Annotated in this window: 22 protein-coding genes; 6 read left to right on the top strand and 16 right to left on the bottom strand. The window is 55.7% G+C overall.

Features of this window, described 5'->3' with window-relative positions; all coding sequences use genetic code 11:
* Positions 1-6 precede the first annotated feature (6 nt).
* The 4 genes from SK38_RS15740 (at position 7) to SK38_RS15730 (ending at position 3,490) form a co-directional block, all read left to right on the top strand.
* Positions 7-2,271: a hybrid sensor histidine kinase/response regulator gene (locus tag SK38_RS15740; RefSeq protein WP_048236329.1), complete on the top strand. Its 2,265-nt coding sequence runs from the start codon at positions 7-9 to the stop codon at positions 2,269-2,271.
* Positions 2,272-2,340: 69 nt separating this feature from the next.
* Entirely contained in the window at positions 2,341-2,670 is a 330-nt protein-coding gene (yjdP, locus tag SK38_RS15735; RefSeq protein ID WP_048236327.1) for a DDRRRQL repeat protein YjdP, read from the top strand.
* Between the two features lie 155 nt (positions 2,671-2,825).
* A complete protein-coding gene (locus SK38_RS24175; RefSeq protein WP_032942116.1) occupies positions 2,826-3,128 on the top strand; it encodes a type II toxin-antitoxin system RelE/ParE family toxin in 303 nt (100 codons plus the stop codon).
* A gap of 20 nt (positions 3,129-3,148) precedes the next feature.
* Positions 3,149-3,490: a HigA family addiction module antitoxin gene (locus tag SK38_RS15730; RefSeq protein ID WP_008786950.1), complete on the top strand. Its 342-nt coding sequence runs from the start codon at positions 3,149-3,151 to the stop codon at positions 3,488-3,490.
* A gap of 52 nt (positions 3,491-3,542) precedes the next feature.
* On the opposite strand, the gene phnP is transcribed toward SK38_RS15730, so the two are convergent.
* From phnP to SK38_RS15650, 16 genes are all read right to left on the bottom strand, one after another.
* Complete coding sequence (phnP, locus tag SK38_RS15725) at positions 3,543-4,301, bottom strand: phosphonate metabolism protein PhnP (RefSeq protein ID WP_048236326.1); 759 nt, start codon at positions 4,299-4,301, stop codon at positions 3,543-3,545.
* A gap of 8 nt (positions 4,302-4,309) precedes the next feature.
* Positions 4,310-4,744, bottom strand: coding sequence for an aminoalkylphosphonate N-acetyltransferase (gene phnO, locus SK38_RS15720; RefSeq protein WP_008786952.1), 435 nt, complete (start codon positions 4,742-4,744; stop codon positions 4,310-4,312).
* Positions 4,731-5,285 carry a ribose 1,5-bisphosphokinase gene (phnN, locus tag SK38_RS15715; RefSeq protein ID WP_008786953.1) on the bottom strand — a complete coding sequence of 185 codons (555 nt, stop codon included), beginning with the start codon at positions 5,283-5,285 and terminating at the stop codon, positions 4,731-4,733. The genes phnO and phnN overlap by 14 nt, the downstream gene beginning before the upstream one ends.
* A 2-nt stretch (positions 5,286-5,287) precedes the next feature.
* The gene (gene phnM, locus SK38_RS15710) at positions 5,288-6,424 is read right to left on the bottom strand and encodes an alpha-D-ribose 1-methylphosphonate 5-triphosphate diphosphatase (RefSeq protein ID WP_008786954.1); all 1,137 of its coding nucleotides are present in this window, start codon (positions 6,422-6,424) and stop codon (positions 5,288-5,290) included.
* Entirely contained in the window at positions 6,421-7,107 is a 687-nt protein-coding gene (gene phnL / locus SK38_RS15705) for a phosphonate C-P lyase system protein PhnL (RefSeq protein WP_003826708.1), read from the bottom strand. The genes phnM and phnL overlap by 4 nt, the downstream gene beginning before the upstream one ends.
* A gap of 121 nt (positions 7,108-7,228) precedes the next feature.
* Positions 7,229-7,987, bottom strand: coding sequence for a phosphonate C-P lyase system protein PhnK (gene phnK, locus SK38_RS15700; protein ID WP_003844769.1), 759 nt, complete (start codon positions 7,985-7,987; stop codon positions 7,229-7,231).
* Complete coding sequence (phnJ, locus tag SK38_RS15695; RefSeq protein ID WP_049259807.1) at positions 7,984-8,775, bottom strand: alpha-D-ribose 1-methylphosphonate 5-phosphate C-P-lyase PhnJ; 792 nt, start codon at positions 8,773-8,775, stop codon at positions 7,984-7,986. Before phnJ ends, phnK begins: the two co-directional genes overlap by 4 nt.
* A 46-nt stretch (positions 8,776-8,821) precedes the next feature.
* Positions 8,822-9,889 (bottom strand): carbon-phosphorus lyase complex subunit, encoded by a 1,068-nt coding sequence (locus tag SK38_RS15690; protein WP_048236324.1) that lies wholly within the window; start codon positions 9,887-9,889, stop codon positions 8,822-8,824.
* The gene (gene phnH / locus SK38_RS15685) at positions 9,889-10,485 is read right to left on the bottom strand and encodes a phosphonate C-P lyase system protein PhnH (protein ID WP_008786957.1); all 597 of its coding nucleotides are present in this window, start codon (positions 10,483-10,485) and stop codon (positions 9,889-9,891) included. The genes SK38_RS15690 and phnH overlap by 1 nt, the downstream gene beginning before the upstream one ends.
* Complete coding sequence (gene phnG / locus SK38_RS15680) at positions 10,482-10,934, bottom strand: phosphonate C-P lyase system protein PhnG (RefSeq protein ID WP_048236323.1); 453 nt, start codon at positions 10,932-10,934, stop codon at positions 10,482-10,484. Before phnG ends, phnH begins: the two co-directional genes overlap by 4 nt.
* Entirely contained in the window at positions 10,935-11,660 is a 726-nt protein-coding gene (gene phnF / locus SK38_RS15675) for a phosphonate metabolism transcriptional regulator PhnF (protein ID WP_020996086.1), read from the bottom strand. It lies immediately after the preceding gene.
* Positions 11,661-11,680: 20 nt separating this feature from the next.
* Positions 11,681-12,460: a phosphonate ABC transporter, permease protein PhnE gene (phnE, locus tag SK38_RS15670; protein ID WP_016155398.1), complete on the bottom strand. Its 780-nt coding sequence runs from the start codon at positions 12,458-12,460 to the stop codon at positions 11,681-11,683.
* Positions 12,461-12,593: 133 nt separating this feature from the next.
* Positions 12,594-13,610 (bottom strand): phosphonate ABC transporter substrate-binding protein, encoded by a 1,017-nt coding sequence (phnD, locus tag SK38_RS15665; RefSeq protein ID WP_008786961.1) that lies wholly within the window; start codon positions 13,608-13,610, stop codon positions 12,594-12,596.
* A 155-nt stretch (positions 13,611-13,765) separates the two neighbouring features.
* A complete protein-coding gene (gene phnC / locus SK38_RS15660; protein ID WP_003826726.1) occupies positions 13,766-14,554 on the bottom strand; it encodes a phosphonate ABC transporter ATP-binding protein in 789 nt (262 codons plus the stop codon).
* Positions 14,555-14,686: 132 nt separating this feature from the next.
* On the bottom strand, positions 14,687-15,136 hold the full coding sequence (gene yjdN, locus SK38_RS15655) for a VOC family metalloprotein YjdN (protein WP_032942129.1): 450 nt from the start codon (positions 15,134-15,136) through the stop codon (positions 14,687-14,689).
* Positions 15,137-15,275: 139 nt separating this feature from the next.
* The gene (locus SK38_RS15650) at positions 15,276-15,611 is read right to left on the bottom strand and encodes a zinc ribbon domain-containing protein YjdM (protein WP_003031835.1); all 336 of its coding nucleotides are present in this window, start codon (positions 15,609-15,611) and stop codon (positions 15,276-15,278) included.
* A 541-nt stretch (positions 15,612-16,152) separates the two neighbouring features.
* Between SK38_RS15650 and crfC the strand changes: the two genes are divergently transcribed.
* On the top strand, positions 16,153-18,510 hold the full coding sequence (gene crfC, locus SK38_RS15645; protein ID WP_048236322.1) for a clamp-binding protein CrfC: 2,358 nt from the start codon (positions 16,153-16,155) through the stop codon (positions 18,508-18,510).
* Complete coding sequence (locus SK38_RS15640) at positions 18,507-19,400, top strand: diguanylate cyclase regulator RdcB family protein (protein ID WP_003826733.1); 894 nt, start codon at positions 18,507-18,509, stop codon at positions 19,398-19,400. Before crfC ends, SK38_RS15640 begins: the two co-directional genes overlap by 4 nt.
* The last annotated feature ends 18 nt before the right edge of the window (positions 19,401-19,418 follow it).

The raw sequence follows: 19,418 nt of genomic DNA, 5'->3' as shown, positions 1-19,418 counted from the left end.
CGTGATATGCCGCAACCGGGACGTCACTTTCTCGCCAGTGCGCGCGGACGATTGCTGTTCTTCAATCTGCTGGTGGTGGCTGTCACGCTGATGGTGAGCGGCGTGGCGGTGCTGGGTTTTCAGCATGCCAGTCAGATTCAGGAGCAGGTGCAGCAGCAAACCGTTGACGACATGACCGGCAGCATGAACCTGGCGCGGGATACGGCGAACGTGGCGACGGCGGCAGTGCGGTTGTCGCAGGTGGTCGGGGCGCTGGAATACAAAGGGGAAGCGGAGCGGCTGCAGGAGACGCAAAGGGCGCTGAAGCAGTCGCTGGAACAACTGGCTACCGCGCCGCTGGCACAGCAAGAGCCGGTGCTGGTCGAGCGTATTATCCAGCGCAGTAATGAACTACAAAGCAGCGTAGAAGGGATGTTGCAGCGCGGGCAGCGGCGACACCTGGAGCGTAACGCGTTGCTCAGTTCGCTATATCAAAATCAAAGCTATTTACGTCATCTGCAAAAGTTGACCGGCGCGCAGGATAATGTGCTGCTGGGGCAGATGGACCGCTTAATTGTTGCCGCCATCGACACGCCCACGCCGCGTTCGGTGGTGAAACAACTGGATGCGGTGATGTCTGCGCTTCCCTTGCGCCATGCTAGTCCGCTGATTAGCGGTATCCTCAACGACTTCAACCAGGAGCTGCATAAGCTGGAGCCGCTCTCTTCCGCGCTGGAGCAGAGCGATTTGGCCATCAACTGGTATATGTTTCATATCAAAGCGCTGGTGGCGATCCTCAACAGCGATATCAATCAGTATGCCTCGCAGGTGGCGCTGATCTCAGAGCAACGGGTGGCGCAAAGCCATCAGGAACTGCAATCCGGCGCGTTGTTTATTTTAGTGTTTGCGCTGCTGGCGGTGGTGATCACCGGTTTTGCCGGGTGGTATATCTACCGTAATCTCGGTTCCAACCTGACGGCCATTTCACGGGCGATGACCCGGCTGGCGCACGGTGAATCAGACGTCAGCGTACCGGCCCTGCAGCGTCGTGATGAGTTAGGCGAGCTGGCCCGCGCCTTTAGCGTCTTTGCCCGGAATACGGCGTCGCTGGAGCACACCACCCGACTGCTAAAAGAAAAAACCAGCCAGATGGAAATCGATCGCACCGAACGTCAGGGGCTGGAAGAAGCGCTGTTGCACAGCCAAAAGCTGAAGGCGGTGGGGCAATTGACGGGCGGATTAGCACATGATTTCAATAACCTGCTGGCGGTTATTATTGGCAGTCTGGATCTGGTGAATCCGGAGTCGCCCGATGCGCCACGGGTAAATCGGGCGCTAAAAGCCGCCGAGCGTGGGGCGTTGCTTACCCAGCGACTGCTGGCCTTTTCGCGCAAACAGTCGTTGCACCCTCATGCGGTGGAACTGAAAACGCTGCTGGAAAATCTGGGCGAACTGATGCGCCACTCTCTTCCGGCCACGTTGACGCTGGAGATTGAAGCCCAGTCTCCCGCCTGGCCCGCGTGGATTGACGTCAGCCAACTGGAAAACGCCATTATCAATCTGGTGATGAACGCCCGTGACGCCATGGACGGGCAGGCGGGCACGATTAAAATCCGTACCTGGAATCAGCGGGTCACGCGCAGCGATGGGCGCAAGCAGGATATGGTGATGCTGGAGGTGGCCGACCAGGGTAGCGGGATGTCGCAGGAGGTGAAAGCCCAGGTCTTCGAGCCGTTTTTCACCACCAAACAGACCGGTAGCGGCAGCGGACTGGGGCTGTCGATGGTTTACGGTTTTGTGCGCCAGTCCGGAGGTCGGGTGGAGATTGAAAGCGCTCCCGGGCAGGGAACGACGGTCAGGCTACAACTGCCTCGCGCCGTTGTGCCAGTGCAGGCTCAGGCAGAACCGGTGGCGGTACATGCGGCGAACAGCGGTGAAAAACTGGTGTTGGTGCTCGAGGATGAGGACGATGTACGCCAGACGTTGTGCGAGCAATTACACCTGCTGGGCTACCTGACGTTAGAGGCCGCCAACGGCGAACAGGCGATGCATATGCTGGCGGCTTCATCCGAGATTGATATTTTTATCAGCGACTTAATGCTGCCAGGTGGTTTAAGCGGCGTGGATGTGGTTAACCATGCCCAGGCACATTATCCGCAGTTGTCCATCCTGCTGATAAGCGGTCAGGATTTACGTCCGGCGCATAACCCGGCGTTGCCGGATGTGGCGCTATTGCGTAAGCCTTTTACTCGGGGAGAGCTGGCGCAGGCGCTGCGGCATTCGCGTAATTGAGATTCCTCCGCTACCCGTGCAAATACGCTTTGATTACCGTGGGGCGAGTTTCTTGATGAGGCTGGTTTTATGCAACGCTCCGCGACATTCCTTCTTTTTAGTTTGCTAATGCTGACCACCGTATCGGCACAGGCGGATATTATCGATGACGCCATTGGTAATATTCAGCAGGCGATTAACGACGCATACAAACCGGACAACGGGCGGGATTATGATGATTCGCGTGACGAAAGCTGGCAGCGCCAGATGAGTGACGACCGGCGCAGGCAATATGACAATCGCCGCCGCCAGTTTGAAGATCGACGTCGCCAACTGGATGACCGTCAGCGCCAGCTCGATCAAGAACGGGGTCAGTTAGAAGACGAAGAACGCAGAATGGAAGAAGATTACGATCGTTAGCGGTAACGATTAAATTTATGTGTATTTTATCTTTCTGGCAGGGATTTACCTGCTCGCCCAACAGCTCACCATTTTATGTTAATGAATGCACTTGAGCACAGTGCATGTATGCACTACAATCTCTCTATGCTTATGGAAAAGGTGCTGGCAATGGAATGTCTAAATCATTAAATATCAGAAATTTTCGGGATACATGGCTTGAAGATTTTTTTGAACGGGCGACATCGCACAGAAAAATACCTGCGGATATTCACACTGCATTAGCCAGAAAGTTGGATATCATTAATGCGGCTGTTTCGCATCGGGATTTGCGCTCGCCACCCGGTAACAGATATGAAGAGTTAACCGGAAAATTACAGGAATATTCTTCAATCAGAGTAAACAAGCAGTACCGATTAATATTTAAATGGATTAATGGTAAGGCCGAAGATGTGTACTTAGATCCACACATCTATTAGAGAAAACGTAAGGTAACGATATGAAACAGGCATCCAGAAAACCAACGACTGTGGGTGATATCCTGCAATATGAATACCTGGAACCGCTTGATCTGAAAATCAACGATCTGGCTGAAATTCTGCATGTTCACCGCAATACAGTGAGCGCACTGGTCAACAATAATCGCAAATTAACAACGGATATGGCGTTTCGTTTGGCAAAAGCGTTCGATACCTCCGTTGATTTCTGGCGTAACCTACAGGCGGCGGTTGACCTGTGGGAAGTTGAAAATGACATGCGGGCGCAAGAAGAACTGAACCGGATTGTTTCAGTTAAAGATTTTATTGCGCAGCGAGATGTCGGCGCAAAAAAAGTCGCTTAATCATCTGTTTGTAGGCCGGATAAGATGTTTTCATCGCATCCGGCAAATTTCCTTACTCCAGCACAATCTCCATTCCGTCATATCCTGCCTCAAACCCTACTGGTAGCGGATGTTCCATCATCCACAGATCAAACTGATGGCTGATATGCGTCAGGATCACCCATGGGCAGCGGATGACGTCGTTCAATGCGATAACGGTGTTTAAATCACAATGATTGCGCGGTGGCTCGGCGCGCGGGGCATGGCTGCAGTCAATGATAATCACCTGAGGCTGGTTATTGTGGAGAAACTTCAACGTCTTGTCGGGAAGTACGGCGGTATCGGAGAGCCACGCCACGCGGCTATGTGCGGTCTCCAGCAGATAACCAAACGTCAGCTTTGAATGGTTGAGCGGTAGCGGCGTTACCTGCAATCCTTGCAGGTCGAACACCACGAACGGTGCCACGGTATGGCTAAAATCGAGGATGCCGGGATGCTTAAACAGATCGTCGCAACCCTGTTCATCCGGCGGACCGTACACCGGGATGGTCGCCCCGACACCCCAGCGCAACGGAAACAGCCCTTGCACATGATCCATATGATAGTGGGTCAGCAAAAACTGCTGGAAGCTGCCCGCCGGCCAGTCGTCCATCAGATGCGGGATCCCCGCGTCCAGCAGCGTCACCGCATTATTGAACCTGACCACTCCGCTACAAGGGCGTCGACGGTATTGCGCCTGTAAGCGTGCTCGTTGGCAGGCCGCACAGTCGCAGCCAAATGTCGGCACCAGCTGCGCGCCGCCCGTTCCCGTCAGCGTAATGGTCAGACTCATGGCTCCCCCTACAACGGTTTAGTGAAGCGAAAATGGCTCTGGGTATAGCCTTCGCGCTGATAAAAACGGTGAGCGTTAAGGCGTTGAGTGCTGGTGGAAAGCTCGGTCATCTCTGCACCCGCTTCGCGCGCGGTGGCTTCGGCCCAGGCCAGTAACTGACTACCTACCGTTAATCCTCGCGCCTGCGGCATCACCACCAGTTCCTGTATTTCGCCAATCCAGTTAGCGTGGTGCAGATGAAACTGCAGGTGCAGACCGATCAAGCCGACGACCTGTCCGTCGAGCTGCGCCAGTTGGTAGTGCATATTGGGATCTTGCAGATTTGCGGCGTATCCGGCACTAAAGGCCTGCAGGTCGAATTGACCCTGTTTCAACTCACAGATGAGCGCATAAACCGCATCGGTATCGTATAGCGTAGCGCGGCGTAATTCACAGACAGACATGTTTCTTCTCCTTGCGTCCCATCAGTGTGAGTAGTGTATCGACAGACTGTAGCAAACTTCCATCGTTGTTCAGGACGTGGCAGTCATACGGGGCGTAGCGGGCTGCGCGCTCAAGACGGGCGGCGATTTCCGTTTCGCTCTCCCGTCCACGAGCCTGCAAGCGCTGGCGTAAAATCGCCGGAGAAACCTGTAAGCAAATGGGGAGTAAAGATGTGCCGTAACGGGCCTGCGCCTGGGGCAGATGCGCCCGTGAGCCGTTGACCACCACATCAAAACCGGCGTGTAGCCAGAGGTCAATCTCCACGCCAACGCCGTAGTAGAAGCCATTGGCGTGCCAGCTCAGCGCCAGCAGGTTCTGCCCGGCGCGGGTAAAAAACTCTTGTTCGCTCAGCGCAATATGATTTTCATTCCCGGCGTTGGCGGCGCGGGTGATGTAACGGTGCGCCACCAGCAGTTGCGCCGGTTCCTGCTGGCGGAGTTCGGCCAGCAGACTGTCCTTACCGGAGCCGGATGGCCCCATCAGCCAGATCAGTTTACCCATAGTCAGAATACCCTTTTGCCCTGACGCCAGACGTGGTCGATATGGATGTTGCCGCCTTTGCGGTGTGCCAGCACCAGATCCGCGCGTTTGCCTTCGGCAACAACGCCACGATCGTCGAGATTTAATGCCCGCGCCGGATTGCGGGTCACCAGACGAATGGCCTGTGGCAGCGTAAAGCGGTTGGCGTCGTCGTCCGCTACGCGAAACGCCGCATCGAGCAGGCTGGCGGGGTAGTAGTCGGAAGAGAGAATATCCAAAAGCCCCAGCTCAGCCAGCTTATGCGCGGCCACGTTGCCGGAGTGAGAACCGCCGCGCACGATGTTGGGCGCGCCCATCAGCACGTTCATACCATGCTGGCGCGAGGCTTCAGCCGCTTCGAAGGTAGTGGGGAATTCGGCGATCACGCTGCCAAGCTGGTGCGATTCCAGCACATGATCATGGGTGGCATCATCATGGCTCGCCAGCGCAATCTGGCGCTCACGACACATCTGGGCAATCGCCGTGCGATTGGGCTGTGACCAACGCGCCGCCAGCGCTAATTGTTCTTCTTCATAGCGGGCCATCTGCTCGTCGGTGAGCGAATACTTGCCTTGATAATACTCGCGGTACTTCTCGCGATTGGCGAACTGACGCTGGCCTGGCGAGTGATCCATCAGTGACACCAGCGTTACCGGCTCGCGGCCGACCAGCTTTTCAAACAGCGGCAGGGTAGTGTGATGCGGCAGCTCACAGCGCAGGTGCAGGCGATGCTCGGCGCGATTGACCCCGCGCTTTTGCGTCTCTTCGACCGCATTGATCATCTTCTCCAGATTTTCCAGACGGTCGCCGCCGTCGCGCACATCGCCAATTGCCACCGCGTCCAGCACGGTGGTAATGCCGCTGGCGACCATTAGCGCGTCGTGGCTGCTCATCGCCGAGTGGGCAGGCCAGTCTACCTTCGGGCGCGGGGTGAAAAATTTGTCGAGATTATCGGTATGCAGCTCGATAAGCCCTGGTAGCAGCCAGCCGCCTTCGCCGTCCAGCGCCTCAGGTAGGCTGCTCGGACTTTCTGCAAAGGTGCGAATGACCCCGCCCTCGATTTCCAGCGATCCATGCACCACTTCATCTTCCAGTACCAGCTTTACATTATTGATAATCATGCTGTTGTTCCCATCAGATGCAGACGATCCGCTACGCGGTCGCGCACGGTTTGATCGTGAAAAATGCCGACAATTGCTGCGCCGCGGGCTTTCGCCTCTTCAATTAATGCGACGACGGCGGCGCTATTTTTGGCGTCCAGCGAGGCGGTAGGCTCATCGAGCAGAAGAATTGGGTAATCGACGATAAACCCGCGAGCGATGTTGACGCGCTGCTGTTCGCCGCCGGAAAAGGTCGACGGCGCCAGGTGCCACAACCGCTCCGGCACGTTCAGGCGGGTAAGCAGGTTAGCTGCTTTGGCTGCACACTCCTCACGGGAGACCCCCAGATCCAGCAGCGGTTGCATCACCACATCCAGCGCGGAAATCCTCGGGATCACGCGCAGGAACTGGCTCACCCAGCCGATGGTTGAACGGCGAACTTCCAGTACTTTGCGCGCCGGGGCCTGCACCAGATCAACCCATTCATCGCTGTGGCGGATGTGGATGTGTCCTTCATCCGGCAGGTAGTTGGCGTACAGCGAACGCAGCAATGTGGATTTGCCGCTGCCCGAGTGACCGTGCAGCACCACGCATTCGCCGCTTTTAACGTCCAGAGTGGCGTTTTGCAGCACCGGCAGACGCACGCCGTTTTGCTGATGCAGGACAAAGGTTTTACTGACATTTTCAACGCGGATCGCGTTCATTTTTAGCCTCTTTAGACATTTTTGCGTTCGATTGCCTGATGGCGCTTCGCTTATCAGGCCTACAACCAATGCCGCTCCGTAGGCCGGATAAGGCGTAGCCGCCATCCGGCACAACAAAAAATCAGTTCTGCAACACCGACGACACCAACAGCTGGGTATACGGATGATGCGGATCGTCGAGCACGCGGTCGGTTAACCCACTTTCCACCACCTGACCCTGCTTCATCACCAGTAAACGGTCGGCCAGCAGGCGCGCGACGCCCAAATCGTGGGTGACAATCACTACCGCCAGATCCAGTTCCACCACCAGGCCGCGCAGCAGGTCCAGCAGTTTGGCCTGTACGGAAACGTCCAACCCGCCGGTAGGTTCGTCCATAAACACCAGTTTGGGATGGGTGACGAGGTTGCGGGCAATCTGCAGGCGCTGCTGCATGCCGCCAGAAAAGGTGGTGGGCAGATCGTCGATACGCGAGGCAGGGATCTCTACCTCCTCCAGCCAGCGCTGCGCGGTGGCGCGGATGTCGCCGTAGTGACGTGCGCCGGTGGCCATCAGACGTTCGCCGATATTGCCGCCTGCGGAGACCTGACGGCGAAGGCCATCCAGCGGATGCTGATGCACCACGCCCCATTCGGTGCGCAGCAGACGGCGACGGTCGGCCTCATTCATGCCGTACAGCGAACGGTTCTGATACAAAATCTCACCGCTCTGCGGCGTCAGCCGTGAAGAGATCGATTTCAGCAGCGTGGTTTTGCCGGAACCGGACTCGCCGACGATGCCCAGCACTTCGCCTGGCCACAGGTCAAAAGAGACATCGCTGAAGCCTTTGCCCGGCGCGTAGAGATGGGTCAGGTTGTTGACTGAAAGCAGCGGTTGCGTCATTTGCTGAGGGCCTCGCTCTGTTGGCGGCAGTAGTCGGTGTCGGAGCAGACAAACATGCGTTTGCCGGTGTCATCGAGCACCACTTCATCGAGATAGCTGTGGGTTGAGCCGCAGATGGCGCAAGGCTCATCCCAGCTCTGCACGGTAAACGGGTGATCGTCGAAATCGAGGCTCTCCACGCGGGTGTAAGGTGGAACGGCATAGATACGCTTTTCGCGGCCAGCGCCAAACAGTTGCAGGGCTGGCATCATGTCCATCTTTGGATTGTCGAATTTCGGGATGGGCGACGGGTCCATGACGTAGCGGTCATTGACCTTCACCGGATAGGCGTAAGTGGTGGCGATATGGCCGAAGCGGGCGATATCTTCATACAGTTTCACCTGCATGATGCCGTACTCTTCCAGCGCGTGCATGGTGCGAGTTTCCGTTTCACGCGGTTCGATAAAGCGCAGCGGCTCAGGGATCGGTACCTGGAAGATGATTATCTGATCTTCCACCAGCGGCGTTTCCGGGATGCGGTGGCGGGTCTGGATCAGTGTCGCATCTTCCGTACGCTCAGTGGTATTCACCCCGGTCACACGCTTGAAGAAATTACGAATCGACACGGCGTTAGTGGTGTCGTCTGCGCCCTGGTCAATCACCTTCAGTACGTCCGGCTCGCCAATCACGCTGGCGGTAAGCTGAATACCGCCGGTTCCCCAGCCGTAGGGCATCGGCATTTCACGTCCGCCAAACGGGACCTGGTAACCCGGGATTGCCACCGCTTTCAGAATGGCGCGGCGGATCATGCGTTTGGTCTGCTCATCAAGATAGGCAAAGTTGTAGCCGGAGAGGTTAGTGGTCACGGGTGGCCTCCTGTTGCAGGCGTTTGAGCAGTTCCAGTTCGGCCTGGAAATCGACGTAATGGGGAAGTTTGAGGTGCGAAACAAAACCCGCCGCCTCGACGTTATCCGCATGCGCCAGCACGAACTCTTCGTCCTGCGCCGGTCCTGTGACCGTTTCATCGTATTCGGCTGCCTGTAGGGCGCGGTCCACCAGCGCCATCGCCATCGCTTTACGTTCGCTCATACCGAACACCAGCCCGTAGCCGCGGGTAAAATGGGGAGATTCGTTTTCTGGTGCGACAAACCCGTTCACCATTTCGCATTCGGTCATCAGCAGTTCGCCGACGTTCACCGCAAATCCCAGCTCTTCCGGTACGGTTTCCAGTGCCACATAGCCGCTGCGGATTTCGGCGGCAAACGGGTGGTTGCGCCCGTAGCCGCGCTGGGTGGAGTAGGCCAGCGCCAGCAGATAGCCCTCATCACCGCGCATCAGCTGTTGCAGACGTGAAGCACGTGAGCAGGGGTAAACCGGCGGCGTGCGGGTGATGTCGTCGGGTGTCGCGCCATCATCCTCTTCACGCTTTGCCAGCCCCTGGTTGGCCAGCAGGGAAAAAACGTGCGGGGAGGCATCCTGCGTGCTATCCGCGCTGCGCAGAGGCGGCGTTTCGCCATTGGCCAGCAGGGTAAAATCCAGCAAGCGATGGGTGTAGTCATAGGTTGGACCCAACAGTTGCCCGCCGGGAATATCTTTGTAGACCGCCGAGATTCGGCGCTCAAGGCGCATTTCTGCGCTGTTAACCGGTTCACTGACCGCCACTTTTGCCAGCGTAGTGCGGTAGGCGCGGAGCAAAAAGATGGCTTCGACGTTATCGCCGCTGGCCTGCTTCAGCGCCAGTGCCGCCAGTTCACGGTCGGCAATACCGCCTTCGGTCATCACCCGGTCAACGGCCAGGTTCATCTGCTGTTCGATTTGCGCCACGCTCAGTTCAGCAATGGTTTCATCGCCCCGGCGTCGGTTTTCCTGCAGGGCGTGGGCGTTGGCTATCGCCTTTTCGCCCCCTTTGACGGCGACGTACATCAGCACACCTCCACATGAGTCGTTCGCGGAATAGCCAGCAGGCGTTCGCCGCAGGTGAGGATCAGATCGACTCCCAGCGGGAACGGATGCGGGCGTTCGGTGAGTTCGTGAATCAGGCATTCCGGCAGTTGGGGCGCGATCATGCGCTCTTCGGCAATGCCCGCTCCGGTCAGACGCAGCATGCGTCCGCCGCTTAAGCCAGAGACCTGCACAATCAGCGTGGCGCTGGTCTCTGGCGCGACGGCTGAACCGGCGGAGAGGGCGTTAAGCTGTTCGCTGCTGATGCGCTCGTCGGCGACGGCAAAGGCCGCCAGCTGCGGCTGATCCACCAGCGGCGCGTTGGTATGAAAACGCAGGTTCTGGCGGGCAATATCGTTATCCATCGACGGCGCCAGCCAGACCGGCGTGTCGCCATCGACCAGGGTCAGCAGCACGCTGGTGGTCGCCAGACCCAGCGGCTGCCAGCCGTGTTTCAGTTGATGCAGGGCGACGATTACGCCCGGCTCGCTCATGGCTTTCAGCAGGCGACGAAAGCTCTGCTGAGCATCCTGAACGGGTAAATTAAAAGCGGTCAGAAGTGCTGTAGATCGTGTCATGCGTTATCTCCGCGTACCAGCGTGAAGAAGTCTACCCGGCTGGCGTTGACTTCGGCACGGCGTGCGTTAATCAGCGCATAGCGTTCCGCTTCCAGCGGGGCAATTAAGGTTTCCATTAGGTTCTGGAAATGCGTTTGTTCCTGCAGCAGTGCGTCAATCACCGCGCACTGCTCGGCATGTTGTTTATTGCGTCCCAGCAGGTAGCTGTAACCCAGCGTGCCGCTCTTCAGACGTACCACTGCGCGAGTTAGCGTGGTGTCACCGGCAAAGAAGCGGTTGCCGGTACCGCCCATACGGGCCTGGATCTGCATCAGTCCGCTTTCCGGGGCGCGGATAAGTTCATAGTCCGGCGTCAGTTTGAGCGCGGTGATGCGGGCGTTCAGGGCATCGGCATTGCTGTAAGCCAGCGCGCGCATCCAGCGCTGGCGGGTGGCGGTATCGAAATGCATTCAGTGCTCCATAGTGAATTCGATCATGTCGGCGCGGGTCAGGCTGACGGAGTATTCCGCCGCGTGTTCTTCGCCTTCACGGTGGTTCAGGGTGCGCACGCACAGCAGCGGCGCCATATTGGGGATTTCCAGTACCTTGCTCTCTTTGGCCTGCGCGCGGCGGGCGCTGATGCGCGTTTGCGTGCGTAGCAGCGTCAGACCGGACTGTTCGCGCAGGTAGTCATGCAGCGAACCGCTGTTGAAGCCTTGCAGCAGCGGCCACAGCGAGAGGTCGGAAAAATAGTGGTCGATCTGGCACAGTGCGATGCCGTTAACCCGGCGCAGGGTGCGCAGGTGAATCACGTTATCGCCCTCGTTTATGCTGAGCGCATCGGCAATGTGGCTGGAGGCCGGACGCAGCACCGCCAGCAGTTTTTCGCTGGTGGGATGGCTGCCCTGGTCCAGCAGATTCTGACTAAAGCGCGCCTGGGCATTAAGCGGGTAATCGAACGGGCGCATCAGCACCAGCACGCCGACGCCCTGACGACGCTGAACCCAACCGCGTTCAACCAACTGGTCAATGGCGCGGCGCAGGGTGTGGCGGTTTACCTCGTAGCGCGCGGCAAGCTGATGCTCGGCGGGCAGATAGTCACCGCAGCGATAATGTTGACGTAGCTCCTGCTCAAGTCTCGCGGCAATTTCCTGATAACGCGTTGGATAACTGGTCGGATGTGTAGACAAGTGCATAGCAATCAATGCCTCGCTAATCAGATAAAGTGCTTACGCAAACGCTGGGAAAGGAAATCCAACAGGCTGACGGTGACGATGATTAACACCATCAAGGCGCAGGTTTGCTGGAACTGAAAGCCGCGAATCGCTTCCCATAAGGTCACGCCAATACCGCCTGCACCCACCATTCCGACCACCGTGGCCGAGCGAACGTTGGATTCAAAGCGATACAGCGAGTAGGAGATAAGCAGCGGCATGACCTGTGGCAGAACGCCGTACAGAATCTCTTCAATTTTGTTGGCACCGGTGGCGCGAATGCCTTCTACCGGACCTGGCTCAATAGCTTCTACCGCTTCGGAAAGCAGTTTGGAGAGCACCCCGGTAGTGTGGATAAACAGCGCCATCACCCCGGCGAATGGGCCTAACCCGACGGCGACCACGAACAGCATGGCGAAGACCATTTCATTGATGGCGCGGCAGGCGTCCATCAGGCGACGCATCGGCTGGTAAATCCACCACGGCACGAGGTTATCGGCGCACATCAGGCCGAAGGGAATCGACAGCACAACGGCGAGGGCAGTCCCCCAGACGGCAATTTGCAGGGTGACGGCCATTTCACCGAGATAGTCCTGCCACTGGCTGAAGTCCGGCGGGAAGAAGTCGGCGGCGAAGGTCGCCATATTGCCGGAATCCTGGATCAGCGTGAGCGGGGCCATTTCGGCACCTTTCCACGAGACCACCAGCACGGCGAGAAGAATGGCCCAGCTCAGCAGCGAGAACCAGCTACGTTTGGGCGGGGCGACGGTGATGGTTTGCATGTTTAGCTCCTGGGTGTCGATGTTTCGGGTCTGTTGTAGGCCGGATAAGGTGCTGGCACCGCCATCCGGCATGGAATCCCTTGCATTGCCTGATGGCGCTGCGCTTATCAGGCCTACAATTTGGTCACCAGGTTTACTGCACCGCTTTGGTGACGCTGGTCATAGCGCCCAGTGCGGCGGTCAGACGGTCAAGGTCATCGAGCTGCGCTTTCAATGCCGAGGTTTTGCTGGTTTTCTCTTCCTCGTTCAGCCCTTTGTTGTCCTTCACACCCTGCATCTCTTTAAACAGTGCCAACTGGCGAATCGGCACCAGTTGCAGATCGCTGGAGGCGCGGAACGGTGCCCATCCCAGGCGTTCCAGTACGGTTTTCTGTTCCGGCGTTTTGCCGTAATTCATAAAGAAGTCGTACACCTTGTCCTTGGTGGTTTCGGAGAGGTTTTTACGCCAGACGATCGGATCGCCCGGGATCAGCGGTGACTTCCAGATCACCTTCAGCTCTTTCAGTTTTTCCGGTGCGGAAGTTTTCAGCTTGTCGAGGTTTTCGGTGTTGTTGGTGGCGACATCGACCTGCTTGTTGGCGACGGCCAGCGCGTTGGTTTCGTGTCCGGCGTTAACGGTGCGTTTGAAGTCGCTGGCGGAGATGTTGTTTTTGGCGAAGACGTAGTAGCCGGGGACGAGGAAGCCTGACGTTGAGTTGGGATCGCCGTTGCCGAAGGTCAGATCCTTACGTTTGGCGATCAGATCGTTCAGGTTATTGATCGGACTGTCTTTGTTAACAATCAACACGCTCCAGTAACCTGGGGATCCGTCGGCGGCGACGGTCTGGGCAAACACTTGCCCGTTAGCGCGATCCACCGCTTCCATTGCCGAGAGGTTGCCGTACCAGGCGATATCAACTTTGTTAAAGCGCATTCCCTGGATGATCCCGGCGTAGTCCGGGGCGAAGAAGGCGTTCACTTTCACGCCCAGTGATTTTTCCATGTCCTTCAGGAACGGTTCCCACTGCGGTTTCAGGTTTTGCTGTGATTCGGTCGAAATAATGCCAAAGTTCAGCGCTTTTTCTTGCTCTTCGGCATGGGCCGGGGTGAGCAGTGTGCTGAGACTAAACATGCTGGTGAAGGCCAGCGCGGCAACTGTCTTATAGCTCATGTCGTTTCCTTAATTAGTCATTGTTCCAGGCTATTTCACTTGCCAGCCTGAATCCGGGCAGTGCTCAAAATCCTCACGTACTGCGTGTACGCTCCGGTTTTTCCGCGCTGGTCGTCTCCAGCCTGGCTGCGCCAATAACGCCTGGTTTTTTAGAACTATGCAGCCTGCGCGTTCTGTTCGACGCGGTTCATGCTGCGGTAGAGATGGTCAAAACGATCGTTATCAAAATGCTGGCTGCTGCCATCAAAGAAGACGTTGCCCTGGCGCAGCGCGACGATGCGTTCGCAGTAGCGCAGGGCGTAATCCACCTGATGCAGCGTGACGACCACGGTGATGCCGTCGGTCTGGTTTATATCGCGTAGGGTGTCCATCACGATGCGTGCGGATTCCGGGTCCAGCGAAGCAATCGGCTCGTCGGCGAGGATCACTTTAGCCTGCTGCATCAGCGCACGGGCGATTGCAACGCGCTGCTGCTGACCGCCCGAAAGCGTGGAAACGCGCTGGTATGCAAAGTGCGCCATGCCCACGCGGGTCAGCGCCTGTAATGCACGCTGTTTTTGTTCCTGGCTAAACCAGCTAAAACAGGTACGCCAGAACGGCGTGCTGCCGAGCGCGCCAATCAGGACGTTCTCCAGCACCGTCAGACGGTTCACCAGATTGAACTGCTGGAAGATGTAGCCGGTGTGGGCGCGGCTTTTGCGGATATCGCGCGCCAGGCGGCCTTCATGTTGAACGGTGCGGCCCAGCAGCTCGACGCGGCTGCCGGGGGATTTATCACCGGTGATCAAACCGCTTAAATGACGTAAAAGGGTGGATTTGCCGGAGCCAGACGGCCCAAGCAGAGCCACCATCTCACCGGAACAGATGTTCAGATCAACCGCATTGAGCGCCTGATGTTGATTGAAGGACTTGGAGAGTTTCTCGACGCGAATAATCGTTTGCATGATGCGGCCTCCCTAAAAAAGTGGCCCCATCGTGGCGGATTAATGTGACGTTTTCGTTAAGGGATGGTTACTCGACGATGAAGAGTTGAGCGCTATTTGATGACAGTACGGGAGGGCTGGCCTCCCGTTGGATTACTCTGTAGGGGGTTGCTGTTGTTTGACGACGTTGATCATCCACGGCACGCCATACTGGTCGCTCACTTTACCGAAACCGTGGGCCCAGAAGGTTTCCTGCCAGTCCATTTCGATTTTTCCGTTTGCTGCCAGATTATCAAACCAGCGTTTGCCTTCATCGACGTTTTGCGTGTCGAGCACCAGCGTGAAGCCAGAGTAGTGAGCATTTCCGTCCGGGGCGCTATCGCTCATCATGATGTCACTGCCCGCAACGCGCAGGTTGGCGTGGGCGATGGCAGTGTCGGGGAATTTCAAGCCTGAAGGGCAACCATCTTCGCTATCCTGCGCCGATTTGGGCATTTCACCGAAGTTGATTTTGTAGAGTAGCTCAGCGCCTAACGTTTTTTGATAGTAGGCGATAGCGTCAGCGCAGTTGCCTGCAAAGGAGATATAGGGACTTAACGGCATAATCTTTACCTCAGGTAAAAGAAGCCAATTAAGTGTAGTTAGCGTCTGCAAAAATAAACCAGGCGGGAAGTATGAGCTTCCCGCCTGGCAGATGAGCTGGTGTTGACCTGATTAGCGTCGCGCTATCAGGCAATTTGCATCAGTTCTTTTTCACAAACTCAGATTTCAGCTTCATTGGGCCAAAGCCATCGATTTTGCAATCGATGTTGTGGTCACCTTCAACCAAACGAATGTTTTTCACTTTGGTACCAATCTTCAGCATGGAAGAGCTACCTTTTACCTTCAGGTCTTTCACGACGGTAACGCTGTCGCCGTCAGCCAGCAGGTTGCCGTTGGCATCTTTAACGATCAGTTCGTCGCTGTCCTGCGCCGGTTCAGCATCGTTCCATTCGTGAGCGCATTCCGGGCAGATGAACATGCCGTTATCTTCGTAAGTGTATTCGGAGTTGCATTGCGGGCAGTGTGGTAATGACATGTGGATTTCCTCAAAAGTCAGCAGGGGCAAATGCGCCCAAAAAATGGCAGATTGCCGAAAAAGGCCGCAATTATACATAAAATCCCTGCATTTGTCGGGACTACTGCGCGATTACGCAAAATGATCTGCTGTAAAGACCCTCTGCTTTCACCTCAATGAAAGTATGGCGGAATATTTTTTAAGGGAAATTGCTACGCTTAGATATTTAAGATAAGGTGAGGCGAAATATCTGATATTCATAGGTAACATTGCTTAGAGATGCCTAAGTCATTGTGATTGAATATCATTGAACCCCTTAAATTTAGTAGGGGGATTCCGCTGGCATTTTTTAAAACTGAACTACGCTGTCTATCTTTCTTACTTATTTTCATAAGTGAGAGGCATCAGGCCAGCGGTTATACACCAAATTTATTTTAATAATATCAATTGGTTGTTTTGATTTTAATTATTTCTATACGTAATTATAAAAGCCAAAAAATCTATAAATAAAACGATTGGGCTAAATAAAAGCAATGCCATTTGCGTTAAGGAAAAATTTTCCATGCACACACAGACAATATATGAATTAAGTCAGGAAGCGGAACGCTTGCTGATGCTCTCGCTTGAACATCTCAGGCAATTGCAAAAATTGCCTATGACGTCGTTGGATGATGTCGCGCTAAAACAAGGAGAGCATAGCAGTCAGGTTGTTCAGCCCCTGCATTTCAGCGCGCGTGGCATGGATGTCCAGCAAGCAACGCTCAATAATGAGCTGCGCAAGATTACGCGTCTGGAAATGGTGCTGGCGATTGTTGGCACGATGAAAGCGGGAAAATCGACGACGATTAACGCGATTGTGGGGACAGAGGTGTTACCTAATCGTAATCGCCCCATGACGGCGTTACCAACGCTAATACGCCATACGCCGGGGCAGAAAGAGCCGGTGCTGCATTTTTCACATGTCGCGCCGATCGATGCCTTAATGAAGGTTTTGCAGCAGCGCGTGCGCGAGTGCGATCGCCTGCGTCTTACGCAGACCCTGGAAATTGACAAGGATATGAATGTCCTGCTGCAACATATTGAAAATGGTGTGGCATTTGAACGGTATTATCTTGGCGCACAGCCTATTTTCCATTGCCTTAAAAGCCTGAACGACCTGGTGCGCCTGTCAAAAGCATTGGACGTTGATTTTCCTTTTGCCGCCTATGCCGCGATTGAGCATATTCCGGTTATTGAAGTTGAGTTTGTCCATTTGGCCGGACAGGCAAGCTACCCAGGGCAATTAACGCTGCTGGATACGCCGGGGCCGAACGAGGCAGGACAACCGCACTTACAAAAAATGCTCAATGAACAGCTGGTGCGGGCCTCTGCGGTGCTGGCGGTGTTGGATTACACCCAACTGAAATCGATTTCCGATGAGGAAGTGCGTCAGGCGATTATGGCGGTCGGCAAGTCAGTACCGCTGTATGCGCTGGTGAACAAGTTCGATCAGAAAGACCGCAACAGTGATGATGAAGAACAGGTGCGGGCGTTGATTTCCGGCACGTTGATGCAAGGCGGAATTGCCCCTGAAAGAATTTATCCGGTCTCCTCAATGTGGGGCTATCTGGCGAACAGGGCACGTCATGAGCTGACGACGCGCGGGCGACTGCCGGATCATCAGGAGCAACGTTGGGTGCAGGATTTTGCCGAAGCGGCGCTAGGCAGACGCTGGCGCACCACCGATCTTGACGATACGGAACACATCCGCCATGCCGCCGACCTGTTGTGGGAAGACTCGCTGTTTGAACAGCCAATTCAGAAAGTGATCCACGCCGCTTATGCTAATGCTTCGTTGTATGCGCTTCGCTCAGCGTCACATAAGTTATTGAACTATGCACAAAGCGTGCACGAATATCTGGAATTTCGCGCCCACGGGTTAACGGTCGCCTATGACAAACTGCGGCTGAACATCACGCATATTGAAGAGGATATGCAGCAGTTAGAAGTGAGCCAGGGGCGGGTGAGCGATGAAGTCAGCCATGAAGTAGAACTGGCGCTGGAGGCTGCCGCTGCCTATCTCAGTGAGCAACAGACTGAGATTCTTTGCGGTATCAACACGTTCTTTGTCAAAGAAAACGTCCTGATGATGTCACAACACGGTCTGGGGAATGCTGTGAATACGGCAGAAATGGCCGGAGAGATGTTGGTGTTGCATGATGAAGGGCAGGCGAAAATTGTGTTAGATAAAATTCGCTCGTCCTGTGAGGGGGTATTGCTGGCGGCGCAGGAAAGCATCAGCCGGGACTTAGCCCTGCGTTTTGAACAGCTTGAGTCGACGCTCTCCCGGGCGCTAAATGACGCGATGCGGCCAATTGAGCAAAGGGTGAAAGAGGAGCTAAACCACGCCGGTTTTCGTGCGCGGATCCGTTTTCCAGCGTTCCATACGGCGATGTTTAATTTCAATACCCGCCAATTGTTTAACGAGGCCATTGAGCAGGATATTCCGGCAGAAAATGCGCCGTCTACTGGCGGTGTGGTGCGTGACACTTTCTCTCGTTGGCTAAATCAACCCAACTGGGGATGGAATGATTACGTCGAAACAAAAACGCGTTATCTCATTGATATGGGCGCATTGCATAAAAACCTTGTGCAGTACGTCTCCCAGTTTTGCCAACAAATTCGTAAAGCTTTAGCTGCTCAGGTCGATATCTCCGTTACGGCTGGCATGGCCACATTTTTTGCTGATTTCTCTCTGTGCCTGGCGCAATTGCAGGCGAGTCTGAGTGAGAGTCTGACGCTACGCCAACAAAATGAATCCGCGGTGAATGCAATGAATGAGCAATTGCAGCAGCGCATTACGATTGCGGCATGGCTTTATGAAGATTCCCGATTGCTGCGTGACGATATCAATACCCTTTTTGCAACCGAGCACACATGACTAACGTTTTACTGGAAGGCCCCGGGAGGACGCTGGAGTGTGTCTACCCGAAGTTTATGGTCGATCTGGTTCAGGGAGATGAAACCAAACGTTCCGGCGGTTTTCTGCAACAGCAGCAGCGGCTGCGCGCGCGTCTGACGCAGGAAGTGTTATCCCAGACGCAACTGCGTGCGTGGGTGATGGCGGGAGTGTCCAGCGAACATCTGGTGATGCGCCTTAAGCTGGTGGAGAAGCTGGCAGGCATGATTGACCCGGGTCATCTGGCGCTGGTACGGATCGCCGAAGGGCTGATGTTTTTGCAACAAACAGAACACCCGCGTGGGCTTTCAACCCCCGGTCTTTTACAGCAAATAAATTCACTGACTGACTGGTTTACCCAACGCGCGGCGTATAAAGAGAAGGCGCTGACCCAGCGCGGCCTCACGGTTCAGGCGGGCGAGCATAGCGAACAAATTTTTACCCGCTGGCGGGCTGGCGCGTATGACGGCTGGTCGTTACCAGGACGCTGTTTTGTCGCGCTGGAGGAGCTACGTTGGGGAGCTTTTGGTGATGCCTGCCGGTTAGCGAATGCCGATGTGGTGTTAATGCTAAAAGACAACCTGCGAACCATGGCGGCTCAGGCATTGGCGGATAGCGTGAATGCAGCGCCTGCTACGCGTCATTACTATCATCATTGGCTCAGCACGCCAGCTGTCGGCGGATCGGGCGAGTATAACGATATGCTGAGCTGGCTGGGGAGCTGGTGCGATGCGCAACGCCATCCTGTGAGCTGGTCGGTGACGCAGCGTTGGCAAAATGTGGCGCTGGGAATGCCGCGATTGTGTTCGGCAAAGCGGCTGGTCGATGCGATGGTTGAGGAGATTTTTGCACCGACCCTGCTCGTCAATTGAGCAGGGCTGGTGAGTAGG

The sequence above is a fragment of the Citrobacter sp. MGH110 genome (genome assembly GCF_001037515.1).
Lineage (GTDB): Bacteria > Pseudomonadota > Gammaproteobacteria > Enterobacterales > Enterobacteriaceae > Citrobacter > Citrobacter portucalensis.
The sequence above is the reverse complement of the archived record's forward strand: the minus strand, read 5'-3'. Positions and strand labels throughout refer to the sequence as shown.